We start from the raw sequence: 14,216 nt of genomic DNA, 5'->3' as shown, positions 1-14,216 counted from the left end.
CGATCCTTTCCCGGAATCCTCCATGACAGCAGAACCCTTGGTGCGCTTCCAGCGCGTCCAGAAGACCTACGACGGCGAACACCTGGTGGTGCGCCAGCTCGACCTGGACATCCACCGCGGCGAGTTCCTGAGCCTGCTCGGGCCTTCGGGGTCGGGCAAGACCACCACGCTGATGATGCTGGCGGGCTTCGAGTCGCCGACCTCGGGCGAGATCCTGCTCGACGGCAAGCCGATCACCCGCACGCCGCCGCACAAGCGCAACTTCGGCATGGTCTTCCAGAACTACGCGCTGTTTCCGCACCTGAGCGTGGGCCAGAACGTGGCCTACCCGCTCACCGTGCGCAAGGTTTCGAAAGACGAGCAGCAGCGCCGCGTGCAGCGCGCGCTCGACATGGTGCAGCTGCGCGGCATGACCGACCGCCTGCCCGGCCAGCTCTCGGGCGGCCAGCAGCAGCGCGTGGCGCTGGCGCGCGCGCTGGTGTTCGAGCCGCAGCTGGTGCTGATGGACGAGCCGCTCGGCGCGCTCGACAAGCAGCTGCGCGAGCACATGCAGCTCGAGCTCAAGGACCTGCACCGCCAGCTCGGCGTGACCTTCGTCTACGTGACGCACGACCAGGGCGAGGCGCTCACCATGAGCGACCGCGTGGCAGTGTTCAACGAAGGCGTGATCCAGCAGTTGGACACGGTCGACCGGCTCTACGAGACGCCATCCAACCGCTTCGTGGCCGGCTTCGTCGGCGACAGCACCGTGCTCAGGGGCCAGCTGGACCGCGGCGGCGAGCACGCCGAGATGAAGCTGCCCGACGGCCGCGTGCTGCGCGGGCTCAACGTCGGCGGCGCGGCCGCGGGTGCGGCCGTGGAGGCCTGCATCCGCCCCGAGCGCGTGGTGCTGCACCGCCGGCCGGAGACGCAGGGCACCAACATGCTCGCCGCCGAGGTGGCGCGCGTCATCTACTACGGCGACCATCTGCGGCTCTTGTGCAGCGTCGGCGGCGGCCAGACCGAAGCCACCGTGAAGCTGCCGCTGGACGGCCTCGACGGCGCCGCTGCGCCGCGGGCCGGCGAAGCGGTGGTGCTCGAATTCCCCACCGCGCACGCGCGCATCTATGCCCCCTGATCCCGGTCCGTTGTTGTTCCCTCGTTTCCTTTCATCACCCAGGAAGATTTCCATCATGAAAAAGACATTCCTCGCCTGCATCGTCGCCGCCAGCTTCGCGCTGCCGGCCCTCGCCCAGCAGCAGCTCACCGTGGTCAACTTCGGCGGCGCCAACGCCAATGCCCAGAAGAAGGCCTATTACGAGCCCTACGAGAAGACCGGCACCAAGATCATCCCGGTCGAATACAACGGCGAACAGGCCAAGATCAAGGCCATGGTCGAAACGAAGAAGGTCACCTGGGACGTGGTCGAAGTCGAATCGCCCGACGCGGTGCGCGGCTGCGACGAGGGCCTGTTCGAGAAGCTCGACTATTCGAAGATCGGCAGCAAGGCCGACTTCCTGCCGGCCGCGGTCACCGACTGCGGCGTGGGCCTGTTCGTGTGGTCGACCGTGATGGCCTACAACGGCGAGAAGCTCAAGACCGCGCCCACCAGCTGGGCCGACTTCTGGGACGTGAAGAAGATCCCCGGCAAGCGCGGCATGCGCAAGGGCGCGCGCTACAACCTCGAGTTCGCGCTCATGGCCGACGGCGTGAAGCCGGCCGACGTGTACAAGGTGCTCGCCACCAAGGAAGGCGCCGACCGCGCGTTCAAGAAGCTCACCGAGCTGAAGCCCAACATCCAGTGGTGGGAAGCCGGTGCGCAGCCGCCGCAGTTCCTGGTGGCCGGTGACGTGGTGCTGACCACGGTGTACAACGGCCGCATCGACGCGGCCAACCGCGAAGGCCGCGACCTCAAGATCTACTGGCCGGGCGGCATCTACGACCTCGACTACCTGGTGATCCCGAAGGGCGCCCCGAACAAGGAAGCCTCGCTGAAGTACATCCAGTTCACGATGCAGCCGGCCAACCAGGCGGTCTATGCCCAGAGCATCGCCTACGGCCCCACCAACACTAAGGCGCTGGCCTCGCTCAGCCCCAAGGTGCTGGCCGACCTGCCGACCTCGGCGGCCAACGCCAAGGATGCGCTGCAGTTCAGCGTCGGCTTCTGGGCCGACCAGGGCGAGGCGCTCGAGAAGCGCTTCGCATCCTGGGCCACGCAGTAAACGAACGGCGCGAAAAAGGCCATGCACGCGGCAACGTCTGTCCCCCAGGTTTCGATGCAGGCTCCGCCCGGCGAGCTTCGGCGTGCGCTGGGGCGCGCCGAAGCCCGCCGCAAATGGCGCGCCTTTGCGCTCACGGTGCCGCTGCTGGTGTTCCTGCTGCTGACCTTGCTGGTGCCCATCGTGGCGCTGCTGCAGCGCGCGGTCGAGAACCCCGAGGTGGCCAACGCGCTGCCGCGCACCGTGCGTGCGCTCGACGGCTGGAACCGCAAGGAGGCGCCCGCGCCAGCGGCCTTTGCGGCCATGGCAGCCGATCTCGCCCAGCTGCCCGACAGCTCCGACGCGGGCGCCCTGGCGCGCCGCCTCAACACCGAGATCGCAGGCGCCCGCTCGCTGGTGATGGGCACCTTCCGGGCGCTGCCGATCGCCGGCACGCCGGAAGAAGTCAAGGCGCGCATGCTGGAGCTCGACCCGCGCTGGGGCGAGGCGCCGTACTGGCAGGCGATCGCCAAGAACGGCTCGCGCTGGACGCCCGACTACCTGCTCGCCTCGGTCGACCTGCGGCGCGACGTGGCCGGCGAGATCGAGCGCATGCCCGCCGACCAGCGCGCCTTTGCCGGCATCCTGCTGCGCACCTTCCAGATCAGCGCCGTCGTCACCTTCTTCTGCCTGCTGCTGGCCTATCCGCTGGCGTGGTGGCTGTCGACGCTGCCGGCGCGCAAGGCCAACGTGCTGATGATCCTGGTGCTGGTGCCGTTCTGGACTTCCATCCTGGTGCGCGTGGCTGCCTGGATCGTGCTGCTGCAGTCCGAGGGGCTGGTCAACCGGGGCCTCATGGGCATCGGCCTGACCGACCATCCGCTGGCGCTGCTGTTCAACCGCACCGGCGTGATCATCGCGATGGTGCACATCCTGCTGCCCTTCATGATCCTGCCGCTCTACAGCGTCATGAAGAGCGTGCCGCCCACCTACCTGCGCGCAGCCGTCTCGCTGGGCAGCTCGCCGCTGGCGGCCTTCTTCCGCGTGTACGTGCCACAGACCTACCCGGGCATCGGCGCCGGCGCGCTGCTGGTCTTCATCCTGGCGATCGGCTACTACGTGACGCCGGCGCTGCTCGGCGGCGCGGACGACCAGATGCTGAGCTACTACATCGCGCGCTACACCAACGTGGAAATCAACTGGGGCATGGCGTGCGCGCTGGGCGCCGTGCTGCTGGTGGCCACGCTGGTGCTCTATGCCGTCTACCGCCGCATCGGCAAGGCCGAGCTGAGCCTCGGATGAGCCGCACGAAAGACAGACGAACATGTTCAAGCTTCCCCAATTCCCGGCCTATGCCACCTTCGCCGACAAGCTCGGCTGGTGGCTGGTGCGCGCCGGCTGCGTCGCGGTGCTAGCCTTCCTGCTGGCGCCGATCCTGGTGGTGATTCCGCTGTCGTTCTCCGACAGTTCGTTCCTGGCCTACCCGATCCCGGGCTGGTCGCTGCGGTGGTATCGCAACCTCTTCGAATCGCCCGAGTGGGCGCGTGCGGCGCGCAACAGCTTCATCGTCGCGCCGGCCGCCACGGTGCTGGCCACCGTGCTGGGCACGCTGGCGGCGGTGGGGTTGTCGCGCACGAGCTTCGCCTTCAAGGGCCTGCTCATGAGCGTGCTGATTTCGCCGATGGTGGTGCCGATCGTGGTGGTGGGCGTCGCCACGTACCTCTACTTCGCGCCGCTCGGCCTGGCCGACACCTACCTTGGGCTGATCGTGGTGCATGCGGCGCTGGGCGCACCTTTCGTGCTGACCACGGTGCTCGCCACGCTGGCCGGCTTCAACCAGAACCTGGTGCGCGCATCGCTGAGCCTGGGCGAGACACCGTTCAGGACTTTCATGCGCGTCACGCTGCCGGTGATTGCGCCGGGCGTGATCTCGGGCGCACTGTTCGCCTTCGCCACCTCGTTCGACGAAGTGGTGGTCACGCTGTTCCTCGCGGGGCCCGACCAGGTCACGCTGCCGCGCCAGATGTTCACCGGCATCCGCGAGAACATCTCGCCCACCATCGCCGCCGTGGCGACGCTGCTGATCATCTTCACCACCACGCTGCTGCTCGCGCTCGAATGGCTGCGCGGCCGGCGGCGCTGAACCCGCTCCACACGATGCCGATCACCACGACACCGAACCAGCCGCTCGGCGGCAACACCATGCCGCGCTTCGCCGGCCCCGGCACGATGATGCGGCTGCCGGCCGCAACTTCGCCGGAGGGGCTGGACGCGGCGTTCATCGGCGTGCCGCTGGACATCGGCACTTCCAACCGTCCGGGTGCACGCTTCGGGCCGCGCCAGATCCGCGCCGAATCGGCGCTGCTGCGCCCCTACAACATGGCCACCGGCGCGGCGCCTTTCGACCGGCTGAACGTGGCCGACTTGGGCGACGTGCCGATCAACACCTATTCGCTCGAAAAGTCGATCGACATCGTTTCGACCTTCTACGACTCGGTACTGGCCGCCGGCTGCGCGCCGCTGACGCTGGGCGGCGACCACACCATCGCGCTGCCGATCCTGCGCGCGGTGGCGCGCAAGCACGGCCCGGTCGCGCTGGTGCACGTCGATGCGCATGCGGACGTGAACGACGACATGTTCGGCGAGCGCATCGCGCACGGCACGCCGTTCCGCCGCGCCGTCGAGGAGGGCCTGCTGGCCTGCGACAAGGTCTGGCAGATCGGCCTGCGCGGCACCGGCTATGCGGCGGACGATTTCGACTGGCCGCGCGAGCAAGGCTTCACGGTGGTGCAGGCGCACGAGGTCTGGTACCAGTCGCTCGCGCCGCTGATGGCGCAGGTGCGCGAGCGCATCGGGCCGACTCAGCCGGTCTATATCAGCTTCGACATCGACGGCATCGATCCTTCGTTTGCTGGCGGCACTGGCACTCCGGAGATCGGCGGGCTCACCGTGCCGCAGGCATTGGAGATCGTGCGCGGCTGCCGCGGGTTGAACGTGGTGGGCGCCGATCTGGTGGAGGTCAGTCCGCCCTACGACACGAGTGGAAACACTGCGCTGCTCGGGGCCAACCTCCTTTACGAAATGCTCTGCGTACTCCCCGGTGTACCTTTCCGCTGACACCGGCTACTCATTTCTCCCAGGACAACACGACACCATGGACACGAAGACTTCCCCTCTCTCGCTGCTGAACGACCCGACCCTGCTCAAGACCGATGCGCTGATCGCCGGCGAATGGACAAAGGGCGCCAGCCGCTTCGACGTGAACGACCCGGCCACCGGCCTGAAGCTCGTCGACGTGGCCAACCTCACGCGCGCGGACGCCGAGCTCGCCATTGCCGCTGCCGACAAGGCGCTCGCCGCTTGGCGCGGCAAGACCGGCAAGGAGCGCAGCATCGTGCTGCGCAAATGGTTCGACCTGTTGACCGCCAACACCGAAGACCTCGGCCGCCTCATGACCGCCGAGCAGGGCAAGCCCTTCGCCGAGGCCAAGGGCGAGGTCGCCTACGCCGCCAGCTTCGTCGAGTGGTTCGCCGAAGAGGCCAAGCGCGTGAACGGCGAGGTGCTGCCGCAGTTCGACAACAACCGCCGCCTGCTGGTGATGAAGCAGGCCATCGGCGTGTGCGCGGCCATCACGCCGTGGAATTTTCCGCTCGCGATGATCACCCGCAAGGTGGCGCCGGCACTGGCCGCAGGCTGCACGGTGGTCATCAAGCCGGCCGAACTCACGCCGCTCACCGCACTGGCTGCGGCCGAGCTGGCGATGCGCGCGGGCATTCCAGCGGGTGTGCTCAACGTGCTCACGGCCGACAGCGCCAACAGCATCGCGATCGGCAAGGCGCTGTGCGAGAGCGACGTCGTGCGCCACCTGAGCTTCACCGGTTCCACCGAAGTGGGCCGCATCCTGATGAGCCAGTGCGCGCCGACGGTCAAGAAGCTGTCGCTCGAACTCGGCGGCAACGCGCCCTTCCTGGTGTTCGACGATGCGGACGTGGACTCGGCAGTCGATGGCGCGATGGCCAGCAAGTACCGCAATGCCGGCCAGACCTGCGTTTGCGCGAACCGGCTGTATGTGCAGGACGGCATCTACGACGCCTTCGTCGAGAAGTTCGCGGCCAAGGTCAAGGCGCTCAAGGTCGGCAACGGCTTCGATGACGGCGTGGTACAGGGTCCGCTGATCGAGGATGCGGCCCTCGACAAGGTGCAGCGCCACGTCGACGACGCCGTCGCCAAGGGCGGCAAGGTGCTCGCGGGCGGCCACCGGATGCAGGGCCAGTTCTTCGAGCCGACCGTGGTTGCCGAAGCCACCTCCGACATGCTGTGCGCGCGCGAAGAAACCTTCGGTCCCTTCGCACCCGTGTTCCGATTCAAGACCGAGCAGGACGGCATCGATGCGGCGAACAACACCGAGTTCGGCCTCGCGAGCTACTTCTACACCCGCGACGTGGGCCGGATCTTCCGCGTGGCGGAAGCGCTGGAATACGGCATGGTCGGCATCAACGCCGGCGTGATCGCCACCGAGCATGTGCCGTTCGGCGGCGTGAAGCAGTCGGGCCTGGGGCGCGAGGGCTCGCACCACGGCATGGACGACTACGTGGAGATCAAGTACCTCTGCCTGGGCGATATCCAGAAATAGGAAACGAGGAAGGGCGGGGACAGCGCCCCGCCCTGCCCGCTATCGCGCCAGCACCGGCGCCAGGGCCACCCCCGTGTGCGTGCCGAGCCGCACCACTTCCTCCGGTGCCGCCGCGGCCACGATGCGCCCGCCGGCGTTGCCACCCTCGGGCCCGAGGTCAAGGATCCAGTCGGCCTCGGCGATCAGGTCGAGGTCGTGCTCGATCACCACCACGCTGTGGCCGCCGTTCACCAGCCGGTGCAGCACGTGGATCAGCTTCTCGACGTCGGCCATGTGCAGGCCCACGGTCGGCTCGTCGAGCACGTACAGCGTGTGCGGCGCCTTCTGGCCGCGGCGGGTGATGTCGTCGCGCACCTTGCTGAGCTCGGTCACCAGCTTGATGCGCTGCGCCTCGCCGCCCGAGAGCGTGGGCGAAGGCTGCCCCAGCGTGAGGTAGCCGAGCCCCACGTCCTTCAGAAGCTGCAGCGGGTGGCTGATGTTGGGCATGGCCGCGAAGAACTCGACCGCCTCGTCCACTTCCATCTGCAGCACCTCGCCGATGCTCTTGCCGCGCCAGCTCACGGCCAGCGTCTCGGGGTTGAAGCGCGCGCCGTGGCACACCTCGCAGGGCACCTTCACGTCGGGCAGGAAGCTCATCTCGATGGTGCGCACGCCCGCGCCCTCGCAGCCGGGGCAGCGGCCTTCGCCGGTGTTGAAGCTGAAGCGTGCCGGGCCGTAGCCGCGCGCCTTGGCTTCGAGCGTGTCGGCGAACAGCTTGCGGATGGTGTCCCAGAAGCCGATGTAGGTGGCCGGGCAGCTGCGCGGCGTCTTGCCGATGGGGGTCTGGTCGACCTCGAGCACGCGGTCGATGGACTCGTAGCCCTCGACGCGGTCGCAGCCGGACCAGGCCGGGCGCTTGCCCGCGGCATCGGCGTCGCGGCCGGCCTTGGTCATGCGCTGGACCACGATGGCATGCACGCTGGCCAGCAGCACGTCGCGCGCCAGCGTCGACTTGCCCGAGCCGCTCACGCCGGTGACCACCACGAGGCGGTGCAGTGGCAGCGTGGCCGTCACGTCCTGCAGGTTGTGCAGGTCGGCGCCGTGCACGGTGAGCCATTGGCCGCTCTCTTCGGCCTTCGGGTCGGGCAATGGAACCAGGCGCCGCGCATGCAGTGGATGCCGGATCGCATCACGCAGGTAGCGTCCGGTCTGCGAATCGCTCGCCTGCTGGATGTCGGCCACCGAGCCCTCGGCCACGAGCCGGCCGCCGCGCTTGCCCGCGCTCGGGCCGATGTCGATGATGTGGTCGGCGCGGCGGATGGTGTCTTCGTCGTGCTCCACCACCACCAGCGTGTTGCCCTTGTCGCCGAGTTTGTGCAGCGCGTCGAGCAGGATCTGGTTGTCGCGCGCATGCAGGCCGATGGTCGGCTCGTCGAGCACGTAGCACACGCCCTGCAGGTTGCTGCCCAGCTGCGCCGCCAGGCGGATACGCTGCGCCTCGCCGCCCGAGAGCGTAGGCGCGCCGCGGTCGAGCGTGAGATAGCCCAGGCCCACCTCTTCCAGAAACTCCAGACGGCTCCTGATCTCGGGCACCAGGTCGCGCGCGATCTCGGCTTCACGGCCCGCGAGCGCCAGCCCTTCGAACCACTGCCGCACCTCGGTCACGCTCATGCGCGCGAGTTCAGTGATGCCGATGCCGCTCAGGCCATCCGCCGGCGAGGCGCCGAAGCTCACGGCGCGCGCCGTGGCGTTCAGACGCGTGCCCTCACATGTCGGACAGGCGGTGTCGGCCAGGTCTTCCACCTCGGGCTCGGCGAAGGTCTGCTCGCGGCCCTTGTTGTCGTCATCGCGGATGGAATCGTCGAAGACCTTGCGCTGGTCCTTGCTGAGCTTCACGCCCGTGCCCACGCAGTCGGGGCACCAGCCATGCTTGCTGTTGTAGCTGAACAGGCGCGGGTCGAGCTCGGCGTAGCTGGTGCTGCACACGGGGCAGGCGCGCAGCGTGGAGAACACGTTCACACGGCCGATGCCCGAGGCCGACACGCCGGCCATCATCGCGGCCTTGAGCCCGTCGAGCTCGCTCAGCACATGCACCACGCCCTTGCCGTGTTCGAGCGCCTTGGCAAGCGCCTCGCGCAGCTCGGTTTCCTTCGCGGGCAGCACGTCGAGGCTGGCCACCGGCAGCTCGATACTGTGCTCCTTGAAGCGGTCGATGCGCGGGAAGCCGGTGGTCGGCAGGAAGTCGCCGTCCACGCGCAGGTGCGTGAAGCCGCGCGGGCGCGCCCAGTCGGCCAGCTCGGTGTACACGCCCTTGCGGTTGCTCACCAGCGGCGCGAGCAGGCCGATGTGCTGGCCCTTGAAATTGCGCATCAGCTGCGCGGCGATGCTGTCGGGCGTCTGCGGCTGCACGGCGGCGCCGTCGTGGATGCAGTGCTGGATGCCCAGCTTCACGTACAGCAGGCGCAGGAAGTGCCAGACCTCGGTGGTGGTGCCCACCGTGCTCTTGCGGCCGCCGCGCGACAGGCGCTGCTCGATGGCCACGGTCGGCGGAATGCCGTACACCGCGTCCACCTCGGGCCGGCCGGCCGGCTGCACGATGCTGCGCGCATAGGCGTTGAGCGATTCGAGATACCGTCGCTGCCCTTCGTTGAACAGGATGTCGAAGGCCAGCGTCGACTTGCCCGAGCCGCTCACGCCCGTCACCACGCTGAACTTGCCGCGCGGAATGTTCACGCTGAGGTTCTTGAGGTTGTGCTCGCGCGCATTGACGATCTCGATCGCATGGCCGCCGGGCGCCGTCTTCGCATTGGCGATGTAGCGCCGCGCGGCGCGCTCGGCCACCTTGTAGGCCTCGGGGCCGATCGCCAGGTCGTAGTCGGCCAGCGCCGCGCCGGTGAGCGAGGCGCGGTTCTCGCGCAACTGCTCGGGCGTGCCCTCGGCCACCACCATGCCGCCGCCCTCGCCGCCTTCGGGGCCGAGGTCGATGCACCAGTCGCTGGCGCGGATCACGTCGAGGTTGTGCTCGATCACGATCAGCGAATGGCCGGCGTCGAGCAGCTTGCGCAGCGCGCGCATCAGCCGCGCGATGTCGTCGAAGTGCAGGCCGGTGGTCGGCTCGTCGAACAGGAACAGCGTGCCCCGGCGCGCCACCGACTGCTTGCTCGCGGTCGCGCTCTTCGCCGCTTCGGCGAGGAAGCCCGCGAGCTTCAGGCGCTGAGCCTCGCCGCCTGAGAGCGTCGGCACGGGCTGGCCGAGCTTGACGTAGTCGAGCCCCACGTCGGAGATCGGCTGCAGCACGCGCAGCACGTCGCGGTCGGCCTCGAACACCGCCGCCGCCTCGGCCACGGTAAGGTCGAGCACGTCGGCCACGTTGTAGCTCCTGCCCTTTCGCTCCACGCGCACTTCGAGAATTTCGGGCCGGTAGCGCTTGCCGTCGCAGTCGGGGCAGCGCAGGTAGACGTCGGACAGAAACTGCATCTCGACGTGCTCGAAGCCCGAGCCGCCGCAGGTCGGGCAGCGCCCGTCGCCGGAGTTGAAGCTGAACTTGCTCGCGGTGTAGCCGCGCTGGCGCGAGAGCGCTGCGGTGGCGAAGATCTCGCGGATCGCGTCCCATGCGCCCACGTAGCTCGCGGGGTTGGAGCGCGCGGTCTTGCCGATCGGCGACTGGTCGACGAAGACCACGTCGCCGAGGTGATCGGCGCCGAGCATGCGGTCGTGTGCGCCGGGCGTTTCCGTGGCCTTGCCGAAGTGACGCATCAGCGCAGGCGCCAGCACGTCCTGGATCAGCGTCGATTTGCCCGAGCCGCTGACGCCGGTGACGCACACCAGCCGCGCGAGCGGGAACTCGACCGTGACGTTCTTCAGGTTGTGCTCGCGCACGCCTTCGAGGATGAGCCGGTGCGTGTTCTCGCTCACGAGCCGCTTGAAGCCCATGCCGATCTTCTTGCGCCCGCCCAGGTATTGGCCGGTGAGCGTGTCGGCGTCGCGCAGCTGGTCGGTGGTGCCGTCGAACACGATCTGCCCGCCGCGCGCGCCGGGGCCTGGGCCCATGTCGATCACGCGGTCGGCCGCGAGCATCACCGCCGGGTCGTGCTCGACCACGACCAGCGTGTTGCCCGCATCGCGCAGGCGCAGCATGGCCTCGGTGATGCGGTTCATGTCGCGCGGGTGCAGGCCGATGCTGGGCTCGTCGAGCACGAACAGCGTGTTGACCAGCGAGGTGCCGAGCGCGGTCGTGAGGTTGATGCGCTGCACCTCGCCGCCGCTCAGCGTGCGGCTCTGGCGGTCGAGCGTGAGGTAGCCGATGCCGACGTCGTGCAGGTAGCGCAGGCGGGTGGTGATTTCTTCGAACAGCAGCTTCAGGGCCTGTGCTTCCCCGGTCTTGGCTCCTTCCCCCGCTGGGGGAAGGCTGGGATGGGGGCTCGCGGCCTCATTCGAGGCAGCAGGGCTTGCAGGCGCTGCCGGCCCCCACCCCTGCCCTCCCCCGGCGGGGGAGGGAGAAACACCCATGCGGTCGAAGAATTTACGCAGCCGCTCGATCGGCAGCAGCATCAGGTCATGCAGGCACAACCCCGGCAGTGCCTCCAGCTGAGCCCGCGTCCACTTCGCCCCCGTCGGCATGAATCGCTTCCCGGGCGGCAACACCGCGTCTGCATCTTCCTTGCTGCCGATGCGCCAGATCAGGCTGTCGAGCTTCAGGCGCGCGCCGCTGCAGGTCGGGCATTGCGTATAGCTGCGGTACTTCGACAAGAGCACGCGGATGTGCATCTTGTAGGCCTTGCTCTCCAGGTAGCCGAAGAAGCGCCGCACGCCATACCACTGCTTGTTCCAGTTGCCTTCCTTGTAGTTGGGCGTGCCCTCGATCACCCAGTGCTTCTGCTCCTCGGTGAGCTTGTTCCAGGGCGTGTCGCGCGGGATGCCGGCGGCCTCGGCGTGGCGCATGAGGTCGTCCTGCGCTTCTTTCCACGCGGGCGTCTGGATGGTCTTGATGGCGCCGGCGCGCAGCGTGAGCTTGTCGTTCGGGATCACGAGGCCCAGGTCGACACCGATCACGCGGCCGAAACCGCGGCAGGTGTCGCAGGCGCCCACGGCCGAATTGAACGAGAACATCGACGGGATCGGGTCGGCGTAGCGGATGTCGCTCTCGGGGCAGTGCAGGCCGGTGGAGAACTTCCACACGTCCGTCGGCGCGTTTTCCTCGGCGCCGGTCGCATGCACGGTGACGCGCCCGCTGCCGCGCTTGAGCGCCACCTCGATCGCCTCGACCACGCGCGCCCGCTCGGCGCCCGATGCACGGAAGCGGTCGGCCACCACGTCGAGCACCTTGCGCGGACCGGTGGGCGTGGCCACCTCGCGCTCGGCCTGCACGCGCGTGAAGCCGCTGGCCGACAGCCACTGCGTCACTTCCTCGGCCGTGGTGCTCGCTGGCAGCTCGACCGGAAAGGTGACCACGAGGCGCGGATCGCCCGCAGCCGCCGCGCGCTCGACGATCTGCGCGTAGATGCTGTCGGGCGAGTCGTGGCGCACCGGCAGCGCGGTTTCGCGGTCGAACAGGTTGGCCGCGCGCGCGAAGAGCAGCTTCAGGTGGTCGTTCAGCTCGGTCATCGTGCCGACCGTGGAGCGCGAGGAGCGCACCGGGTTGGTCTGGTCGATGGCGATGGCGGGCGGCACGCCCTCCACCTTGTCGACGGCCGGCTTGTCCATGCGGTCCAGGAACTGGCGCGCGTAAGCGGAGAAGGTCTCCACGTAGCGCCGCTGGCCTTCGGCGTAGAGGGTGTCGAAAACGAGGCTGGACTTGCCCGAGCCGCTGGGCCCGGTGACCACCGTCATCTCGCCGGTGCGGATGTCGAGGTCGAGGTTCTGGAGGTTGTGCTGGCGCGCGCCGCGAATCCGGATGGAGCCCTGTGTCATGAGTGCCTTGGGGGGTGGGGCAAACATTCTAGGGAGTGGCTCATGACGGGTTCGTGCAGTACTTCACAAGGTCGGTGGCTTCGCAGGGGTTTGTCCGGATGGAGTTGAAGATACTTTTAGAAACAAATAGCACATTTGTTTTCGATTGCTTCCGAGCTTGTCGAGAGGAGAAATTTCCATGAAGAAGATGACGCGCACGCTGTGTGCCGCCGCGCTGCTGGCACTGTCGGCGGCCGGCGCTCCGGCGCAGATCCTGATCGGCCAGACCGCCGGAATGACCGGCTCGGTGGCCGCGGGCGTGAACGAGACCATCGGCGGCGCCCAGCTGGTGATCGATGCGGCCAATGCCCAGGGGGGCATCCACGGCGAGAAGATCGAGATGATCCGCATGGACGACGCTTTCGACGTCAAGCGCGCCAGTGAGAACGCCCGCGTGCTGATCGAGGACAAGAAGGTGCTGGCGCTCTTCATGAGCCGCGGCACGCCGCACTCGCAGGCCATCATCCCGTGGCTCGACAAGTACGACGTGGCGCTCATCGGCCCCTCGACGGGCGCGATGGTGCTGCACAAGCCGCTGCAGAAGCACGTGTTCAACGTGCGCGCCACCTACCAGCGCGAGGCCGAGAAGGCGGTGCAGCACCTGCTGACCATCGGCCTCACGCGCATTGCGGTGGTGCATGTGACCGACTCGTTCGGCGCGGACGCGCTCGAGGGTGCGATGACCGGCTTCACCAAGGGCAAGGCCAAGCCGGTCGTGACCATTCCGGCCGACCGCGAGAAGCCCGACTACAAAACCATCGTGCCGGCCATCAAGGATGCCGATGCACAGGCCGTGGTGTGGATCGGCTCGGGCGTCGCCGTGGTGGACGGCATCAAGGCGCTGCGCGCCGCGGGCTCCGCGGCGCAGGTGGTCACGCTGTCGAACAACGCTTCGTCGGGCTTCATCAAGCAGCTGGGCGACGCGAGCCGCGGCGTGATCGTGACGCAGGTGTTCCCGAACGAGCGCTCGCTCGGCCAGCCGATGGTGAAGGAAGCCCTGGCCCTCGCGCAGGCCAAGGGCCAGGCCGAACTGTCGCCGGCCACGCTCGAAGGCTTCGCCTCGGCCAAGGTGCTGGTGGAGGCGCTGCGCCGCGCGGGCCCCAAGCCCACACGCGCAAGGATCGTGGCGGCGCTCGACAGCCTGCGGGGCTACGACCTGGGCGGCGGGCTCGAGGTGAGCTACTCGCCGCAGGATCACAGCGGCATCGATTTCGCGGACCTGTCGATCATCAGCGACGGCAAGTTCAAGCGCTGACCGCTGCGCGGCGCCTTCCTACTTCGGCGCGGCGGCGGGCGCCGTTTCGTGCGCTGCGTCGGCGCCATGCTTCTCGCCCGACATGTCGACCTTGTCGCCGGCCTTGGAAATCACGAACAGAGCGATGGCGGCAAAGACGATGAAGCCGACGGCGAGTTTCCACATGGGTGCTGTCTCCTGACGAGGTTGATTCAAGGGGCTCAAGAAAAAGGCTTCATGCGGT

General features: G+C 68.2%; 9 protein-coding genes. 7 read left to right on the top strand and 2 right to left on the bottom strand.

What is annotated here, in order from left to right:
- Positions 1–22 precede the first annotated feature (22 nt).
- The 6 genes from PMI12_RS00605 to PMI12_RS00580 are packed head-to-tail and all read left to right on the top strand — an operon-like array spanning position 23 to position 6,810.
- The gene (locus PMI12_RS00605) at positions 23–1,117 is read left to right on the top strand and encodes an ABC transporter ATP-binding protein (protein WP_007827894.1); all 1,095 of its coding nucleotides are present in this window, start codon (positions 23–25) and stop codon (positions 1,115–1,117) included.
- Between the two features lie 55 nt (positions 1,118–1,172).
- The gene (locus tag PMI12_RS00600) at positions 1,173–2,201 is read left to right on the top strand and encodes an ABC transporter substrate-binding protein (protein ID WP_007827892.1); all 1,029 of its coding nucleotides are present in this window, start codon (positions 1,173–1,175) and stop codon (positions 2,199–2,201) included.
- A gap of 54 nt (positions 2,202–2,255) precedes the next feature.
- Positions 2,256–3,479 (top strand): ABC transporter permease, encoded by a 1,224-nt coding sequence (locus PMI12_RS00595; RefSeq protein ID WP_007827890.1) that lies wholly within the window; start codon positions 2,256–2,258, stop codon positions 3,477–3,479.
- Positions 3,480–3,501: 22 nt separating this feature from the next.
- Complete coding sequence (locus tag PMI12_RS00590) at positions 3,502–4,320, top strand: ABC transporter permease (protein WP_007827888.1); 819 nt, start codon at positions 3,502–3,504, stop codon at positions 4,318–4,320.
- Between the two features lie 14 nt (positions 4,321–4,334).
- Positions 4,335–5,294, top strand: coding sequence for an agmatinase (speB, locus tag PMI12_RS00585; protein ID WP_042672569.1), 960 nt, complete (start codon positions 4,335–4,337; stop codon positions 5,292–5,294).
- Positions 5,295–5,331: 37 nt separating this feature from the next.
- Positions 5,332–6,810 (top strand): NAD-dependent succinate-semialdehyde dehydrogenase, encoded by a 1,479-nt coding sequence (locus PMI12_RS00580; RefSeq protein WP_007827884.1) that lies wholly within the window; start codon positions 5,332–5,334, stop codon positions 6,808–6,810.
- Positions 6,811–6,849: 39 nt separating this feature from the next.
- Here the strand turns inward: PMI12_RS00580 and uvrA are convergent, their stop codons facing one another.
- Positions 6,850–12,699 carry an excinuclease ABC subunit UvrA gene (gene uvrA, locus PMI12_RS00575; RefSeq protein ID WP_042672552.1) on the bottom strand — a complete coding sequence of 1,950 codons (5,850 nt, stop codon included), beginning with the start codon at positions 12,697–12,699 and terminating at the stop codon, positions 6,850–6,852.
- A 178-nt stretch (positions 12,700–12,877) separates the two neighbouring features.
- On the opposite strand from uvrA, the gene PMI12_RS00570 reads away from it, so the two are divergent.
- Positions 12,878–13,993 carry an ABC transporter substrate-binding protein gene (locus tag PMI12_RS00570; protein ID WP_007827880.1) on the top strand — a complete coding sequence of 372 codons (1,116 nt, stop codon included), beginning with the start codon at positions 12,878–12,880 and terminating at the stop codon, positions 13,991–13,993.
- A gap of 18 nt (positions 13,994–14,011) precedes the next feature.
- Here the strand turns inward: PMI12_RS00570 and PMI12_RS29135 are convergent, their stop codons facing one another.
- The gene (locus PMI12_RS29135; RefSeq protein ID WP_007827873.1) at positions 14,012–14,158 is read right to left on the bottom strand and encodes a hypothetical protein; all 147 of its coding nucleotides are present in this window, start codon (positions 14,156–14,158) and stop codon (positions 14,012–14,014) included.
- Positions 14,159–14,216 lie beyond the last annotated feature (58 nt).

Source organism: Variovorax sp. CF313 (genome assembly GCF_000282635.1).
In the GTDB taxonomy this organism is placed as follows: Bacteria; Pseudomonadota; Gammaproteobacteria; order Burkholderiales; family Burkholderiaceae_C; genus Variovorax.
This window is presented reverse-complemented; position numbering and strand designations above follow the sequence as displayed.